This is a genomic window from Methylobacterium sp. NPDC080182, assembly GCF_050281105.1.
Lineage (GTDB): Bacteria > Pseudomonadota > Alphaproteobacteria > Rhizobiales > Beijerinckiaceae > Methylobacterium.
On sequence record NZ_JBNNWO010000009.1, the window covers coordinates 195,228 to 211,968 of the forward strand.

General features: G+C 71.7%; 14 protein-coding genes. 10 read left to right on the forward strand and 4 right to left on the reverse strand.

Features of this window, described 5'->3' with window-relative positions:
• Nucleotides 1–16: 16 nt before the first annotated feature.
• Nucleotides 17–358: an MmcQ/YjbR family DNA-binding protein gene (locus tag ACQKQD_RS17295; RefSeq protein ID WP_056533693.1), complete on the reverse strand. Its 342-nt coding sequence runs from the start codon at nucleotides 356–358 to the stop codon at nucleotides 17–19.
• Nucleotides 359–594: 236 nt separating this feature from the next.
• On the opposite strand from ACQKQD_RS17295, the gene ACQKQD_RS17300 reads away from it, so the two are divergent.
• The 3 genes from ACQKQD_RS17300 to ACQKQD_RS17310 all read left to right on the forward strand — a co-directional run bounded on the left by ACQKQD_RS17300 (nucleotide 595) and on the right by ACQKQD_RS17310 (nucleotide 3,010).
• Nucleotides 595–1,569, forward strand: coding sequence for an outer membrane protein (locus ACQKQD_RS17300; protein ID WP_427508979.1), 975 nt, complete (start codon nucleotides 595–597; stop codon nucleotides 1,567–1,569).
• A 275-nt stretch (nucleotides 1,570–1,844) separates the two neighbouring features.
• The gene (locus tag ACQKQD_RS17305) at nucleotides 1,845–2,744 is read left to right on the forward strand and encodes an outer membrane protein (protein ID WP_427508980.1); all 900 of its coding nucleotides are present in this window, start codon (nucleotides 1,845–1,847) and stop codon (nucleotides 2,742–2,744) included.
• 26 nt (nucleotides 2,745–2,770) lie between these two features.
• Complete coding sequence (locus ACQKQD_RS17310) at nucleotides 2,771–3,010, forward strand: hypothetical protein (RefSeq protein ID WP_427508981.1); 240 nt, start codon at nucleotides 2,771–2,773, stop codon at nucleotides 3,008–3,010.
• Nucleotides 3,011–3,026: 16 nt separating this feature from the next.
• Here the strand turns inward: ACQKQD_RS17310 and ACQKQD_RS17315 are convergent, their stop codons facing one another.
• Nucleotides 3,027–3,575, reverse strand: a complete 549-nt coding sequence (locus ACQKQD_RS17315; protein WP_020094004.1) for an HNH endonuclease — start codon at nucleotides 3,573–3,575, stop codon at nucleotides 3,027–3,029.
• Between the two features lie 521 nt (nucleotides 3,576–4,096).
• Here ACQKQD_RS17315 and ACQKQD_RS17320 point away from each other — a divergent pair.
• Nucleotides 4,097–6,814, forward strand: a complete 2,718-nt coding sequence (locus tag ACQKQD_RS17320; protein WP_427508982.1) for a DUF3772 domain-containing protein — start codon at nucleotides 4,097–4,099, stop codon at nucleotides 6,812–6,814.
• On the opposite strand, the gene ACQKQD_RS17325 is transcribed toward ACQKQD_RS17320, so the two are convergent.
• Nucleotides 6,767–7,786, reverse strand: coding sequence for a diguanylate cyclase domain-containing protein (locus ACQKQD_RS17325; protein WP_427508983.1), 1,020 nt, complete (start codon nucleotides 7,784–7,786; stop codon nucleotides 6,767–6,769). The genes ACQKQD_RS17320 and ACQKQD_RS17325 overlap by 48 nt on opposite strands.
• 279 nt (nucleotides 7,787–8,065) lie before the next feature.
• Between ACQKQD_RS17325 and ACQKQD_RS17330 the strand changes: the two genes are divergently transcribed.
• On the forward strand, nucleotides 8,066–8,545 hold the full coding sequence (locus ACQKQD_RS17330) for a CAP domain-containing protein (protein ID WP_091926984.1): 480 nt from the start codon (nucleotides 8,066–8,068) through the stop codon (nucleotides 8,543–8,545).
• A gap of 377 nt (nucleotides 8,546–8,922) precedes the next feature.
• Nucleotides 8,923–10,698 (forward strand): glucan ABC transporter ATP-binding protein/ permease, encoded by a 1,776-nt coding sequence (locus tag ACQKQD_RS17335; RefSeq protein WP_427508984.1) that lies wholly within the window; start codon nucleotides 8,923–8,925, stop codon nucleotides 10,696–10,698.
• A gap of 90 nt (nucleotides 10,699–10,788) precedes the next feature.
• Here the strand turns inward: ACQKQD_RS17335 and ACQKQD_RS17340 are convergent, their stop codons facing one another.
• Nucleotides 10,789–11,676, reverse strand: a complete 888-nt coding sequence (locus tag ACQKQD_RS17340) for a YihY/virulence factor BrkB family protein (protein WP_020093999.1) — start codon at nucleotides 11,674–11,676, stop codon at nucleotides 10,789–10,791.
• 229 nt (nucleotides 11,677–11,905) lie between these two features.
• On the opposite strand from ACQKQD_RS17340, the gene ACQKQD_RS17345 reads away from it, so the two are divergent.
• From ACQKQD_RS17345 to ACQKQD_RS17360, 4 genes are all read left to right on the forward strand, one after another.
• Nucleotides 11,906–12,814, forward strand: a complete 909-nt coding sequence (locus ACQKQD_RS17345; protein WP_042675836.1) for a DMT family transporter — start codon at nucleotides 11,906–11,908, stop codon at nucleotides 12,812–12,814.
• Nucleotides 12,815–12,940: 126 nt separating this feature from the next.
• Complete coding sequence (locus ACQKQD_RS17350; protein ID WP_427508985.1) at nucleotides 12,941–14,503, forward strand: FAD-dependent oxidoreductase; 1,563 nt, start codon at nucleotides 12,941–12,943, stop codon at nucleotides 14,501–14,503.
• Between the two features lie 116 nt (nucleotides 14,504–14,619).
• Complete coding sequence (locus ACQKQD_RS17355) at nucleotides 14,620–14,826, forward strand: hypothetical protein (protein ID WP_012321270.1); 207 nt, start codon at nucleotides 14,620–14,622, stop codon at nucleotides 14,824–14,826.
• 232 nt (nucleotides 14,827–15,058) lie between these two features.
• Nucleotides 15,059–16,741: an acyl-CoA dehydrogenase family protein gene (locus ACQKQD_RS17360; protein ID WP_100252510.1), complete on the forward strand. Its 1,683-nt coding sequence runs from the start codon at nucleotides 15,059–15,061 to the stop codon at nucleotides 16,739–16,741.

Here is a 16,741-nt window from a genome sequence, read left to right on the forward strand (position 1 = left end):
CAGGGGGCAGCCCGAGTCAGCCCAGATCAGCGTAGGCGGCGCGCAGCTCCGCGGGTGCGGTCATCCGCCACGCCGCCAGCAGCGCCGCCCGCAGAATCTCCTCCGCGCACGGGTCGAGGTCGAGATTGGTCCAGCCCCGCCGCCCCCAGGCGCCGTCGAGCGGCGCGAACAGGTCCGGCTCGGCCTCGCAGAGGGCGGCCTGATCGGCGGGCGCGAGGCGCAGCACGACCCGCGCCTCCTCGACCCAGAGGGTCGCGAAGACCCGGCCGCCGACCCGGAAATCCGGGTTGCCGCTGTGGGCGCCCGCTACCGCCTCGGGCAGCATCAGCGCCAGGATGCGCACGTCGTCGGGTCCCATGCGGCCTCAGCCCCCGCGCCGTCCGGCCCCCACAGAAGAACTGCGCTGACCCCGGCGGCGCAGCGCAGCCGAAACAAGCAAGTCTCGCCCGGATATCCGTTTCGACAGTTCGGCAACGGATGCGCAAGCCTAACATTTAACGTTAAGCCGGATTTAAGACGTTCCTTCCATCCTGCCCTCGTACCCCGGGACCGCGCGCCGCGCGTCCGGCTCACGAGTCCAGTGAAGGAATCCTCATGGCCCGCTCCAAGCTGAACGCTTTGGTGCGTAGCCTGACGCTCGCGGCGAGCGTCGGTGCGCCCTGCCTCGCCGCGGCCGCGGATCTGATGCTCCCGCCGCCCCCGCCCCCGCCGCCCCCGCCGATCGAGGTCGGCGGCGGCTGGTACCTGCGCGGCGACGTGGGCGCGAGCATCTACACCCGTCCGCGCTACAGCGACGCCTACGACTACACCGGCTACGCCGAGTCCAACCGCGCCTTCGGCAACGCGGTCGGCGGCGGCGGTTTCGCGGGCGTCGGCGTCGGCTACCAGTTCACCCCGTTCCTGCGCGGCGACATCACCGGTGAGTACCGCTACTCCACCGGCCTGCGCGGCAGCGAGTACTACAAGGGTCCGGATTTCGACAACGGGCTCGGATCGTACGGCGTGAACAAGTCGAGCGGCAACTTCGACTCCGCAGTGGTGCTGGCCAACGCGTATTTCGACCTCGGCACGTGGTACGGCATCACGCCGTTCATCGGCGGCGGCGTCGGCTACGCGTTCAACCACGTCTCGAGCTACTCGACCAACCAGCAGTTCACCAGCCCGACCTACGCGTACGATTACACGAATTCCGGCTGCGGCTGCATCCCGTACGCCCCGGTCTACGACCCGAACGGCAATCCGGTCTACAACACCAACAGCGGCAGCAAGTTCTACAAGGACAAGACCACCGGCAGCCTCGCCTGGGCGCTCCACGCCGGTCTCGCCTACAACGTGACTGACGCGCTGAAGATCGAACTCGCCTACCGCTACCTGAACCTCGGCAAGGCCGAGACCGGCCCGGGCTTCGTCCCGTGCTGCACCGGCAGCCTGCAGGCGATCAAGATCAAGGACATCGAGGCGCACGACGTGAAGATCGGCCTGCGCTACTACCTCGGCGGCTTCGTGGCGGCCCCGCTGCCGCCCTTGATGCCGGAGCCCATCCCCGGCCCGCTGGTGCGCAAGTACTGATCGCGCCTCGACCGCGATTCCCCTGACGGACGACGACGGCGCGGAGGGTCTCCGCGCCGTCTCGCGTTTCGGCGCCCCGTCGCGACAGGTCCGGTTCTCGGCCTGTCCTCAGCCCGTCCTTGCCCGACCCAATAACCGCCACGACGTCCCGGGACTGGCATCCCCGGATCGAGACGTACCTCTCGCAGTCGAGCAACGGAGAATTAAGGTTACCGGCGTATCACCGTGTCGAGGCTCGATCCGCCGTCCGTCTCTTCCGTCCCAGGACGATCCCGATGCGTACCGTCACTTTCCCGCTGCTGGCGGTTCTCGGTCTCTGCGGCGTGAACACCGCGCGCGCCGCGGATCTGGATTACGATTACCTGCGCGGCGCGGATTACGACCCGGTCCCGGCCCCGGTGGTCGACTGGAGCGGCGTGTATGTCGGCGGCCACGGCGGCTACACCTCCGCGCTCATGGGGAGCAAGGGCGCGTTCCAACCGCTGATCTACCGGGACTCGCACAACACGACGGGTGAGTCCGACTTCCACGCCTCGACGCTCCTCAGCCCGCCGTCGCGGCGAGTCGGCGACACGAGTTTCGGCGCCTTCGCGGGCTACAACGTTCAGTTCGACGAGTTCGTCTTCGGCATCGAGGGGGACTACACGAATTTCGGCCGGATGGGCGTGTCGAGCGATGGTCTTGCGCGGACCCAAATGTCGGCCGCCGGCAGCTACGATACCGTGAGCCTGAGTGGATCCACGGCGACGCGGGTCAACGATTACGGCACGCTGCGCGCGCGGATCGGCTACGCCCTGGGCAATTTCCTGCCCTATGTCACTGGCGGCATCGCCATCGGTCGGGCGCGCGTCGCCGATACGACGAGCTATCAGAACTATGGCTTCAATCTGACGGCCTACAACGCGACTCTGGCCGGGACGCCGACCTACGTGAACAATTACGGCTACACGAGCTTCAACCAGAGCGCGCCCTACAACGGGACCCCGTTCACCTCGATCCAGACGCAGTCGAGGACCAAGGTCACCGCCGGCGTGGCGGCGGGAGCGGGCGTCGAGTACGCGATCACGCCGAACATCCTCCTGCGCGCCGAGTATCAGTACGTGCTGTTCAGCAGTTTCGACGGGCACAAGGTCAACCTGAACACCGTCCGGGCCGGCGCGGCCGTCAAGTTCTGATGCCGCGCTTCGGCGGGAGCCTGTTCATGCAGTACGCACGCACCATCCGGCTCACCATCCTGCTGCTCGGTGCCGGCCCGCTCCTCGACCCCGCCGTCGCGGCGGATTGGCCGCGCGACCCGCATCCGCCGCGCAGCGTTCGATACCGGAGTCCGGTGCCGTCCGTTCCCGCCGTCCGCCCGCCCGTCCTGGTGCGGGGCTACCTGCCGCGCAACCACAACGTCCCGATGTACAACGAGCCGCCCCGCTGCGAGCCGGCCTGGTGAGGCCTCCGCGCCGCCCTCAGCTCTCCAGCTCGCTGTCCCAGTACAGGTAGTCGAGCCAGGTGTGATGGTACTGGCGGTGGTCGAACTCGGGCTGCCGGTGGTGCAGCTCGTAGCGCGTCGGCCGCCGGGGCTCGGTCATCAGCGGCATGTCCGCCTCGTCCGGCGTGCGGTTGGCCTTGCGCAGGTTGCAGGGCGAGCAGGCCGCCACGACGTTCTCCCAGCTCGACAGGCCGCCCCGGGAGCGCGGCACCACGTGGTCGAAGGTCAGGCCGCCTGAGGGCAGCCGCAGGCCGCAATACTGGCAGCTGAAACCGTCGCGCAGGTAGATGTTGTAGCGGGTGAAGGCCGGGCTGCGGGCCAGCGCCACGTAGTTCTTCAGCGCCACGACGCTCGGCACCCGCAGGGCGCGCGAGGGCGAGCGCGCCTCGACGTCGTAGCTCGCCACCAGGGTGACGCGGTCGAGGAACAGGGCCGTGAAGGCGTCCTTCCACGACCAGAGGGAGAGCGGATTGTACGAGAGCGGCCGATAATCCGCGTTGAGGACGAGGGTTTGGAGATCCATCATCGGCGCGACTCTTCGGACTAGCTCTGGCGCGTGAGACGCGCGGGACCATGCCGCCGCCCCGCCGGCCCGTCCGAACCGGCCCGGGGCCGATGCAGGACGAGCCGGCGCGCGGAGCGACGGCTTGACGGGAGAGACGGAGGGAACAACAGGGCGGCGGGCCGGCGCGCGGGGGCGCCGGTCGATGCGGTAGCATCCGGAACGCGGCCGGGCCGGGCCGGTATCGCCACCGGCCGCGCCCTTTCGCGTAGCAACGAAAAGGCCCTGTCCATCAGGTGTTCATCTAATCCCAGCGTGACACCCTTGTGAAGCTTTTCCGGATGAGCCCCGGGGACGCACCCACAGCGGGCTCGAGGAGTCGGGACCCGGCGCGGGATCAGGCCCGGGGTGGGCAGCGGCACGGTTTCGCCCTATTGCTCGCCCAGAGCGCCCGGCCGCCAGGAGGCCCGCCCGGTCCCCGATCGCCGCCGATTCGCCGATGCCGGACTCCGGCCGGCCGCCGCGCGCCCGACGAGAGGTTGCTCATGCATCGTATCCCAGCGCGGACCCGGAAGCCGGAGGGCGCGCCGCGCCCGTCCCGCGCACTCGCCCTGCTCGCCGCGCTGGTGTTCGCGACCCCGGCGGCCCTGACCCTGCCGGCCTTCGCCCAGGATCCGGCGCCCGCCGCCAAGTCTTCCGATCAGAAGCCCGCCGATCTTAAGTCCGCCGACACTAAGGCCGCGCCCGACGCCAAGCCCGCGGACGGCAAGGCGCCCGACGCGAAGGCGCCCGACGCGAAACCCGCCGACGCGAAGCCCGCGCCCCCGCCGGCCGCCAAGGCCGAGGTTCCCGAGCAGTTCAAGAAGGTCCGAGCCAAGCTCGACGCCGCCAAGACCGAGCTCGACGCCCGCGAGAAGCAGCTCGGCCACACGGAGCTGACGGTGGCCGACCTCACCGCCATCCGCGACAGCGCCGTGACGGTCACCGACGAGATCCGCACCCTGGTCACCCGGCTCGACGCGCCGCTGGAGGCCGCGCGCGAGCGCCTGGCCCAGCTCGGGCCGAAACCCAAGGATACCCAGGAGAGCGCCGACGTCGCCGCCGAGCGCGCCGAGCGCGAGGCCGCCGTCACCCGCATCGACGAGACCCAGCGCCTCGCCCGCTCCCTGGTGGTGCAGGGCGACCAGATCGTCGACCGTGTCTCGAATCGCCGCCGCGAATCGTTCACCCGCGACCTGCTCCAGCGCTCCCAGCCGCTGGTCGGCCCCGGTCTCTGGACCAAGGTGATGGGCGACGTCCCCCGGGACACGCGCGCCCTGCAGAGCGCCGTGTCGGATATCGGGCTGCTGTTTTCCCGCAACGGCAACCTCGCCAACCTGCTGTTCCTGGGCCTCGCCTTCGGGATCTCGGTGGCGCTGTATTTCGGCCGGCGCAACATCGCCCCCAAGGGCGCCCGCCGGGACGCCACCAAGACCGACCCGTCGCGGCGCGCCGTGATGCTCGCCGCTTGGCGGGTGATCCTGCTCGGCACGGTGCCGGCGGTGGCCGGATCCTACGCGGTCTACTACGCCCTCGATTCCACCAACCTGCTGCCGTCCCGGCTCCTGCCGGTCGCCGCCGCGATCCTCGGAGGGCTGGCCTTCATCGCCTTCGTGGAGGCCCTCTGCGACGGGCTGCTCAGCCCCGAGAAGCCGGCGTGGCGGCCCGCCCCGGTGAGCGACGCGGCGGCCACGCGCCTGACCCGGCTCGCCGTCGGCATCGCCACGGTGATCACCGTGGTGAAGTCCGTCGAGGCCCTGAATTCCGGGATCTCGGCGGCCCTGCCGATCTCCATCGCCACGCGGGGCATCGGGGCGGTCGCCACCGCGCTGATCCTCGCGGTCGGCCTCCACCGGTTCGCCGACACCGAGCAGGAGGAGGAGGCCTGCTTCGGCCCCTACGTGCCGACCAAGACCACGACAGGCATCGGCGGGCCGGCGCGGCTCCTGGGCTGGGCCGCGGTGGCGCTGATCGGGCTCGGCGCGCTGGTGGGCTACGTGGCCTTCGCGGCCTTCCTGATCGACCAGCTGATCTGGGACGCCGCGGTCCTCGTGCTGCTCTACCTGCTGGTCCAGAGCGTCGACATCTTCGTCGGCCGCGCGCTCAGCGACGAGACGCGGCTCGCCACCACGCTCCAGGCCAATACCGGCCTGCGCAAGCGCTCGCTCAACCAGATCTCGGTCCTGACGACCGGCGCGACCCGGCTCATCCTGTTCCTGGCGGCGGCGGTCCTCGTGCTGGCGCCCTGGGGGCTCGATTCCACCGACATCGTCTCGTCGGTCCGGCAGGCCTTCTTCGGCTTCAAGGTCGGCGACGTCACGATCTCGCTCTCCAGCATCGCCTTCGGGATCGGCATCCTGGTGGTCGGCGTGTTCATCACCCGCGGGGTGCAGCGCTGGCTGGAGAACACCTACCTGCCGGCCACCGACCTCGACGCGGGCCTGCGCAACTCGATCACCACGGTGGCGGGCTATTGCGGCTTCCTGATCGCGCTGGCGCTCGCCTTCTCGTATCTCGGCCTGAGCCTCGAGAAGCTCACCATCGTGGCCGGCGCCCTGTCGGTCGGTATCGGTTTCGGCCTCCAGTCGATCGTCAACAACTTCGTCTCCGGCCTGCTGCTCCTGTGGGAGCGCCCGATCCGGGTCGGCGACCAGGTGGTGATCGGCGATTCAGAGGGCATCGTGAAGCGGATCTCGGTGCGCTCCACTGAGATCCAGACCTTCGACCGCTCGGCCGTGATCGTGCCGAACTCGAACCTGATCTCCGGGGTGGTGAAGAACCGGGTGCGGGGCGACCGGACCGGGCGCGTCAGCATCACGGTCAGCGTCCTGCGCAACCAGGACCCGGTGCGCGCCGCCGAGATGATCACGGCCTGCGCGCAGAGCCACTCCGACATCCTGAAGGAGCCCCCGCCCCGGGTGGTGTTCAAGAAGATCGGCGACCCGTTCCTGGAATTCGAGCTGCTCGTCTGGATCGTGGACGTGAGCCTCGGCCAGAAGGTGGTGACCGACCTGAACTTCTCGGTGTTCGCGACCCTCTCGGAGGCGGGCTTCATCCCGCCGCTCGGGCCCGGCTCCAGCATCGTCACCGTGCAGGGCCTCGACACGATGCAGAGCGCCATGGGCGAGATCGCCAGCCGCTTCATCCAGCCGGCCGCGGTTCCCGAGGGCGGCGAATCAGCCCGCCCCCAGCGCGACCGCGGGCTGCGCAGCGCCGGTGCCTGACCGGCCGCCGCCGAGGACGATCCGGACGGCGTTCCCGCCCGCGTCCTTGGCGGCGTAGAGCGCCGCGTCCGCCCGGTCGAACAGCCGGGCGCGGCCCCCGCGCCCGCTGGACATCCCCGCGGCGTCTCCCACCGCGATCCCCACGGAGGCGCCGATCCGCAACTCCCGGCCGCGATACGGGATCGGCCGGCTCAGGGCGGCGACGACGCGCCGGCCGCGCTCCACCAGCGCGAGCGGGTCGACGGGCGCCCGCAGAAGCACGGCGAACTCGTCGCCGCCGATGCGGGCCACGAGGGCCGCGTCCCGGCAGACGGCGGCGAGCCGCGCGGCCGAGCGCCGGAGGCACAGGTCGCCGGCCGCGTGGCCGTGGACGTCGTTGACCGGCTTGAACCCGTCGAGGTCGATCAGCAGCAGGGCGCCGAGGGGATCCGGACCGGCGCCGTCTGTCCCGGCCTCGAACCGCGCCTCGAACCGCGCCTCGAACCGCGCCTCGAAGCCGCGGCGGTTCGCCAGCCCGGTGAGCGGGTCGCGCTCGGCGCGCCGGCTCAGCTCGGCCAGCCGGGCGATCTCCTCGGTGACGTCCTGCTTGGTTCCGAACAGGCGGGCGGGGCGCCCGTCCTCGGCCTCGACCGCGGCGCGGATCCGGATCCAGCGCCGCCGGCCCCCGGCCTGGATCTCGGCGTCGAGCACGAAGGCGCCGCTCCCGGCGATCGCCCGGTGCCGGAGCGCCTCCAGCAGGCGCCGCGAGGTCGGCTCGTAGAGGTCCAGGATCTGGGGCCGGTGCAGCGCCGCGCCCCGGCGGACGCCGAACAGGTCGTGGACGCCCCCGGACCAGTCGAGGGCGCCGTCGCGCAGGCGGCAGGACCAGAGGCCCATCCCGGCGGCCGCCAGGGCACGCTCCTGCCGCGCCAGCAGGCCGGCCTGCTGGCGAAGGATCGTCCGCTGGAGGGCGCGCGCGGCCGCGGCCTCCAACGCCGCCTCAGACGCTGCCGACGGGTCCGCGCACCCGCCGACGGGTCGGTCGCGGGGTGGATCCACCGGGGTCAGGGAACGCGCGGTCGTCATCGGTGTGCAATTTTAGACGGAGGGCCTTTGAGGAAGCCCTAACTGTCCGATGCGCGGCCGAGCGGCAGCCCCTATATGGCGGCTGGGCGGTGGGGCCGTCGCAGGGATGGATGAAACGTGACGAGACGCGATCGGGACGGTCGACATGCGGGGCGCGGGCGCGCCCAAATCAGGACCGGAGCCCGGATGGTCGGTCCGGCCGCGCTGGCGGTGGCGCTTCTCGGCGGCTGCGCCGCCCAGCCGCCGAGCAGCGCCGGGCTGCCGAGCATCTACCTGCCGCTCGCCAGCAACAGCGCGCATATCGACGTCGAGGCGGCCCGCGACATGATCTCGTCCTACCGCCGCAACCGCGGCGCGCCGCCGCTGACGGTCGATCCCGAACTGCAGCGCCTCGCCGAGGCCGAGGCGGCCGCCATGGCGCTCGCCGACCGGCCGAGCCGGGCCCAGACCGTCAAGGCCGCCGTCGAGCGGCTCGGCTACGCGAGCGTCAACGCCAACCTCTCGGCGGGCTACCACACCCTGGCCGAGGCCTTCTCGGGCTGGCGCGAGAGCCCGCCCCACGACGCCACCATGCTGGCGCCCGGGGCGACCCGGATGGGGATCGCCACCGCCTACGCCCCGGGCTCGAAGTACAAGGTCTACTGGGCGCTCCTCACCGCGAAGTAGCGGCACCCCGCCGGTCGGCCGGCATGGAGGGGGCCTCGCCGGCGGGGGGCGAATCGGTCGTCCGGACAGCCAGACGCCGTCGATCATGAACGGCGCGAACGCCGCTTCGACGCCCCCGAGCCGTCGGGCACCGCCCGCGCGTCCCGGGCGCGGCGGATCCGGGCTAAGCTTCGGGAAACTTTGCTGAAGCAACCGTAAAGGCGACTGTTTCGAACCTGTATCGGCCCGTCATCGCCCGTTCAGGCAGGCGCTGGCATACCCGTTTCGTACGAGGGGTTTGACGCGGATCCGGCACGCATGCCGGCCGCGCGGACCTCCTCGGTGAAGGCGTGAGACCCGGGTCACACGGGCCGCGCCAGGGGTGGCGGAGCGGTACGATGGTTCGTCTGTACGGGCGGGTCCTGGGATTTCTGAAGGCGGAGCGGCGGCTGGCGATAGGCCTAGCCGTCACCAACGTGGTCCTGGCGATCGCGGCCTTCGCCGAGCCCCTGCTGATGGGCCGGATCATCGACCAGCTGACCCATCTCAAGCGCGGCGGCGACGCCATGGGCACGATGCTGCCCCTGCTCGCCGCCTGGGTGGCGTTCGGCTTCTTCACCATCGCGGCGGGCGTGTTCATCGCGCTCCACGCCGACCGGCTCGCGCACCGCAACCGCCTGTCGTCGATGGCGAGCTACTTCGAGCACGTCCTCGACCTGCCGCTCGCCTTCCACTCGGCCAACCATTCCGGCCGCGTCCTGAAGGCGATGCTGGAGGGCACGAACGGCATGGCGTGGCTGTGGCTCGGCTTCTTCCGCGATCACCTCGTCGCCCTGGTCTCGCTCGGCGTGCTCCTGCCGATGACCCTGTTCATCAACTGGCAGCTCGGCGCGATCCTGGTGGTGCTGGTGCTGGCCTTCACGGCGCTCACCACCTTCGTGATGCGCCGGACCGAGGCGCTCCAGGGCCAGGTCGAGGAATTCAACTCGGGGCTGGCCGCCCATGCCTCCGACGCCCTCGGCAACGTCGCGGTGATCCAGTCCTTCACCCGCGCCAAGGCCGAGAAGGAGGCGATGCGCGGCATCATCACCAACCTGCTCGCCGCGCAGATTCCGGTCCTGTCCTGGTGGGCGCTCGCCAACGTGGCGACCCGCGCCTCCGCGACCATCACCATGACGGCGATCTTCGTCACCGGCATCTGGCTCTACCAGGCCGGCACCACCACGGTGGGCGAGGTCGTGGCCTTCATGAGCCTCGCCACCGCCTTCGTGGCCCGGCTCGACCACGTGGTCGGCTTCGTCAACGGCCTGTTCCAGCAGGCGCCGAAGATCGCCGAGTTCTTCGAGATCTACGACACCGTCCCGGCGGTGGCCGACCGGCCGCACGCCCGGCAGGTCGCCCGCTTCGAGGGCGCGGTCACCTTCGAGGACGTCGCCTTCTCGTACGACGGAAGGCGCCCGGCGCTCGACGGCGTGTCGTTCACCGCCAAGCCCGGCGAGACGATCGCGCTGGTCGGCACCACCGGCTCGGGCAAGTCGACGACGCTCGGCCTCCTGCACCGCAGCTTCGACCCGGCCTCCGGCGCGATCCGCATCGACGGGATGGACATCCGCGACGTCGGCCTCGCCTCGCTGCGCCACAACATCGGCGTGGTGTTCCAGGAGCCGATGCTGTTCGCCCGCTCGATCCGCGAGAACCTGCAGGTCGGCTGCCCCGACGCCACCGACGCCGAGATGCTCGACGCGCTGGAGCGCGCCCAGGCCAGCGCCTTTATGGCGCGCCAGGCCGACGGGCTCGACACGGTGATCGGCGAGCGCGGCCGGTCGCTCTCGGGCGGCGAGCGCCAGCGGCTCTCGATCGCCCGGGCCCTCCTGAAGAACCCGCCGATCCTGATCCTCGACGAGGCGACCTCGGCGCTGGACGCCGCCACCGAGCGCAAGCTCCAGGGCGCCCTGGAGACCGTGATGGAGGGGCGGACCACCTTCGTCATCGCCCACCGCCTCGCGACGATCCGCGACGCCGACCGCATCCTGGTGTTCCACGAGGGCCGGATCGTCGAGGCCGGCACCTTCGACGACCTGGTCGCGCAGGACGGCAGGTTCGCCAAGCTCGCCCGGGCGCAGTTCATGGCGGCCCAGGCGGAGGAAGACGAGGGGCTGGCGCTGGCGGCGTGAGACGCCGCCGGGCGCACCGCGTCGTCGGGTCCGGGCGCGAACCCCTCTCCCGCGCGGGAGACGGTGAGGTGCGACCGGGACGCTCCGGGATCAGGCGCCCGGTCCCGGGGCGCCCGTCCCGGACCTGCGGCCCTCCATCTCGGCCCGGCGCGCCAGCATCTTCGCCTGCAGGCGGGCGCGGCGGGCGGCGATCACCGTGCCGTTGATCTCGCCGCCGAACAGGAACATGGCGGCGAGCCAGTAGAGGAAGACCAGGAACACCATCGCGGTGGCCAGCCCCCCGTAGGTCGACGCGTAGGCGTTGGAGAATCGGTCGAGGTAGTAGCCGAAGCCGAGGCCGGCGAAGAACCACAGGAGCAGCGTCACCCCGATCCCCGGCAGCACCGACAGGATCGAGCGCCGCCCGGCCGCGACGAACTTGTGGGCGATGACCAGCACGACGGCGAGCAGCAGGGCCGTGACGCCGATCCGCCCGATCGCCACCGTGAGGCTCAGGGGCTCCAGGCCCGGCGCCACCAGGACGACGTTGCGCCAGATCAGCGGCCCCAGCACCACGAGCAGCGCGAAGGCCAGCATCGCGAAGGCGCCGCAGATCACGTAGCCGATCGATTCGAGGCGGGTCAGCCACCAGGGCCGGCTCTCGCGCAGGCCGTAGGCCCGGTTCAGCCCGACCCGCAGGCTCTCGACGCCCGAGGAGGAGAAGTACAGGGCGAACAGCGCGCCGAGCGTCAGCACGCCGCTGCGCTGCTCGGTGAGCACCCGGTGCACCTCGCCGACGATCGGCTTGGCGATCTCCCGCGGCCACGCGTCGAAGATCAGCACCCCGGCCTCGTCGGCGAGCGACTGGGTGCCGAACAGGCCGGCGAGCGCCGCCAGCAGGATCAGGAACGGGAACAGCGAGGTCAGGCTCGAGAGCGCGATGTGGCTCGCGATCGCCCAGCCGTCATGGGAGACGAAGCGCTGCGCGGCGACGCCCATGACCTGTAATCCGCTGCGGAGGGGTTTCACGGGTGTCCAACGATCCTCGATCGCGCGATCCTCGGGGCGGCCCTCTCCGGGAGAGGTCCGCCGATGAACGGCGCCGGCACCCGCGCGTCAACGCCGTCGGCCCGCTCCGGTCCCGATCGGCGGCCGGTGACGCGTCCGCGCCACGCCGGTGCCGGTCGCGCCCCGTGGGCAAGATCACCGTTGCGCCGGGCGCGCCGGCATGCTCCGTCCGGCGGCCATGCCTACACTCTCCCGCCCGTCGACGCTCGCGTCCGGCGCTCTCCCGGCGCTGTTCATCCCGATCTGGGCCACGGGCTTCATCTCGGCCCGGGCGGTCGTGCCGCACGTCGATCCGCTGGCCTTCACCGCAATCCGCTTCACGGCCGTCGCCCTGGTGCTGGCCCTGATCGCCGCGGCCGCCCGGGTGCGCTGGCCGGCGGACCGGGCGGGGTGGCGCGACCCGGTCGTCGCGGGCTTCCTGATGCAGGGCGTCTACCTGTCGGGCGTCTTCTGGGCGGTGAGCCACGGGCTGCCGGCCGGCATCGCGGCGCTCGTCGGTAGCCTCCAGCCGCTGCTCACCGCGCTCCTGGCGCAGCCGCTGCTGGGCGAGCGCGTCAGCGGCCGGCGGGCGCTCGGGATCCTCATGGGCTTCGTCGGCACCGGCCTCGTGCTCGCCCCGAAGCTCGGCGCCACGGACCCGTCCGGGATCCCGCCGGCGGCGCTCGCCGTCAGCCTCCTGGGGGTGCTGGCGCTGACCCTCGGCACGCTCTGGCAGAAGCGCACCGGCGGCCAGGTCGATCTCCTGGCCGGCGCGACCCTCCAGTTCGTCGGCGGCATGGCCTGCGCCATCCCGCTGGCGCTCGCCTTCGGCGGCACCGCGTTCGATCCGGCGCCCGCCCTGTGGCTCGGCCTCAGCTGGGCGGTCCTGGTCAACTCGGTCGCCGGGATCCTGCTGCTGCTGGTGCTGATCCGGCGGGGCGCGGTGGCGGGCGTCGCCGCCCTGTTCTTCCTCGTGCCGCCGGTCGCGGCCGTCCTCGGTTACCTGCTGTTCGGCGAGGTGCTGACCCCCGTGCAGGGCGCCGGCATGGCGCTCGCCGCCCTCGGCGTGGCGGTGGCGAGCCGCGGCTGAGATGGCCGCGGGCGGTCGCCGCCGAGGCCGCGACCCCTGCGACGGAAGGCGCGGAAACCCTTCGCGCCCTCGCGGTTTGATGCGCGCGGGCCGGATCGGCCCGGGCCGGCACCGCGCGAGGCGAGGATGAACCAGGACAAGCCCCGCGAGATCCGCCTCGCCCTCGACGCGATCCCTCTCGGCGGCAAGGCCGAGGGCAAGGGCGAGGGGGCCGCGGGCGACGACGCGGTGCTGTTCGTGCGCGACGCCGACGGGGTGCGCGCCTTCCAGGCGAAGTGCCCGCATCTCGGCGCGCCGCTGGCCAAGGGCGAGATCTGCGGCGGCCGGCTCTACTGCCCCTGGCACAAGGCGGCCTTCGCGGTCGCCGACGGCAGCCTAGAGGAGCCGCCGGCGCTGGAGGCGCTGACCCGCTATCCCGTCCGGATCGAGGGCGGCGAGGCGGTGGCGACGCTGACGCCCGAGCCGGCCCCGAGGCGAGAGGCCGAGACCCCGGTCGGGACGGTCCTGATCGTCGGCACCGGTGCGGCCGCCGCCGCCTGCGTCACCACGCTCCGGCGCGAGGGCTTCGCGGGGGCGATCACCCTGGTTGGCCGCGAGGGCCACCCGCCCTACGACCGGACCAAGCTGTCCAAGCAGTTCCTGGCCAAGCCCACCCCGGCCGAGAAGACCCTGCTGGAGCCGGATTTCGCCGCCGCCCACCGGGTCGAGCGGGTCGAGGCCGAGGCGACCCGGATCGATCCGGCCGGCCGGAGCGTCGCGCTGGCGGACGGGCGCACACTCACCGGCGACGCGCTGCTGATCGCCACCGGCAGCCGCGCGGTGGTGCCGGACTTCGAGGGAAGGGATCTCGACGGCGTGATGACCCTGCGCAGCCTCGACGACGCGGTGCGCCTCAGCGCCGCGGCGGAACGGGCGACGCGCGTGGTGGTGATCGGCGCGGGCTTCATCGGCCTGGAGGCCGCGGCCTTCCTGACCAAGCGCGGCCTGTCGGTGACGGTCCTGTCCCGGGAGCAGGTCCCCTTCGCCAAGCGCTTCGGCGAGGCCGTGGGCGCGGCGCTGAAGCGCTACCACGCCGGCAACGGCGTGACCTTCGTGACCGGCACGGTCGCGCGGATCGCCGGCACCGGCTCCGTCGATGCCGTCGAGATCGAGGACGGCGCGCGGCTTCCGGCCGACCTCGTGCTGATCGGCGCCGGCGCCGCGCCGGAGACCGGGATCGTCGCCGGGGTGGAGCCGGACGAGTCCGGCGGCCTCCCGGTCGGCGCCGACCTGAAGCTCGCCGACAACGTCTGGGTCGCGGGCGACATCGCGGCCTTCCCGGAGCGCGGCAGCGGCGTCACGGCGCGGATCGAGCACTGGCGGCTGGCGCAGCAGCACGGCACGCACGTCGCCCGGGCGATGCTCGGCGCCACCGGCGCCTTCGCGGGGGCGCCGTTCTTCTGGAGCAACCAGGGCGACAAGCGCCTGGATTACGGCGGCTACGCGCCGGATTTCGAGCGGATCATCCTGCAGGGCGACCCGGCGGCGCTCGACTTCATCGCCTACTACGTCCGCGACAACCGCGCGGTGGCCGCCTGCAGCATCGGCCGCAACCCCGCCTTCACGGCGTTCCTCCACCTGCTGGGCGAGGGCCGCGTGCCCGCCCCCGACCGGATCGAGGCCGGTGCGGATCTCGCCGGGCTGGTGTGACGGCGCGACATCGGCGCCACGTCGGGGCGGCCGGACCAAGGGAACAAGGTCGGGCGGTCCATCTTTCGGTAGACGCCGCCCGCCGTCTCGTGAGCCGGGCCCGCACGGGAGGCCCCATGAACCAGATCATCGTCGTCGCCCTCATCTGCGCCGCCTCCGTCCAGGCCCCGGACTGCTCGCGCGAGACCGCTATCGACGTGGTGACGGGCCCGGCCCACACGCTCCAGGAATGCCTCGTCCAGGGTCCGGTCCTGGCGGCCAATGCCGGCTTCAAGGGCGAGGACGGGTCCTACCTGAAGACCCGGTGCGAGCAGAGGCGCTGAGCCGGGGCCGTCCGGCGAGTAGGTTTCGGTAGGCTGAAGGCACGATCATCAGTGTCCGGAGCGTCGCGCGTCGCCGCGCCGGTCAGGCCTTGACTTCGCAGGGCTGCGCGCCGGCCCGCCAGCCCCGGTATTCAACTTCAGTTCAAGGCGGGACAAACGAAATCTGCTTCGGCTCCGGACCGCGGCAGGTTAAAAGACCCGATCCAAGAAGACGCCACGCGAGCAGAGAACCATGTCCGCATCCCCCGCCATCCAGACCGAGCCGCAGGATCTCGTGGCCCTCACCAAGGCCGCCGGTGAGAGCGCGAAGGCGCTGGCCGCCGAGGCCACGCGCCGGGTCCGCACGCGGATCCTCGGGACGGACGGGCGGATCGACGCGGCCAAGCTCGAGGGCCAGCAGCACGCCGCCCACGGGCTCGCGTGGCTCGCGACCTACGCGGAGGCGGTGAACGAGCTCGGCGGCTACGCCGAGCGCCTGCAAGGGGAGGGCCGGTTCGGCGAGACCGAGGCGCTCCTCGTCCGGATCGGCGCCGGCGAGTATCTCGACCAGCTGTTCTCCGGCATCCCGATGAGCCAGGGCGAGATGGTCCGCGTCACCGGGTCGCTCGGCCTCTCCGCCAAGGAGGTGGCCCCGTACCGCACGGACGCGGTCGAGACTCTGATCGCCGAGGGCAACACCCCCGAGAACCGCGCCGCCCTGGTGGCGCTGATGCGCGACGGCGGCGGCTCGGCGACCGTCGGCGCCTCGGGCCTCGACGAGGACATGGAGGCGATCCGCTCCGAGATGCGCCGCTTCGGCAAGGCCGAGGTGGTCGATCAGGCGCACGAGTGGCACCTGAAGAACGCCTACATCCCGATGGAGATCGTGCAGAAGATGGCCGAACTCGGCGTCTTCGGCCTGACGATCCCCGAGGAGTACGGCGGCATGGGCCTGCCGAAGACCGCCATGTGCGTGGTCTCGGAGGAGCTGTCCCGCGCCTATATCGGCGTCGGCTCGCTGGGCACCCGCTCGGAGATCGCCGCGGAGCTGATCCTGTGCGGCGGCACCGAGGAGCAGAAGCAGCGCTTCCTGCCGAAGATCGCCTCCGGCGACATCCTGCCCACCGCTGTCTTCACCGAGCCGAACACCGGTTCCGACCTCGCGAGCCTGCGCACCCGCGCGGTGAAGGAGGGCGACGTCTGGAAGATCACCGGCAACAAGACCTGGATCACCCACCCGGTCCGCGCCGACATCATGACGGTGCTGGTGCGCACCAAGCCCGAGGAGAAGGGCCACAAGGGCCTCTCCATGCTGATCGCCGAGAAGCCCCGCGGCACGGATGAGGATCCCTTCCCGGTCCAGGGCCTGTCGGGCGGCGAGATCGAGGTGCTCGGCTACCGCGGCATGAAGGAGTACGAGCTCGCCTTCGAGGGCTTCGAGGTGCCGGGCGGCAACCTGCTCGGCGAGGTCGAGGGCAAGGGCTTCGCCCAGCTGATGCAGACCTTCGAGTCGGCCCGCATCCAGACCGCGGCCCGCGCCATCGGCGTCGCCCAGTCGGCCCTCGACGTCGGCCTGCGCTACGCCGAGGAGCGGGTCCAGTTCGGTAAGGCGCTGGTGAACTTCCCGCGGGTGGCCGACAAGCTCGCCATGATGGCGGTGGAGATCAACATCGCCCGCCAGCTCACCTACTTCTCGGCCCGCGAGAAAGACGAGGGCAAGCGCTGCGACCTAGAGGCCGGGATGGCGAAGCTGCTCGGCGCCCGCGTCGCCTGGGCGGCGGCCGACAACGCCCTCCAGATCCACGGCGGCAACGGCTTCGCGCTCGAGTACCCGGTGAGCCGGATCCTGTGCGACGCGCGCATCCTCTCGATCTTCGAGGGCGCTGCGGAGATCCAGGCGCAGGTGATCGCCCGCCGGCTGCTCGAGTCTGCCTGA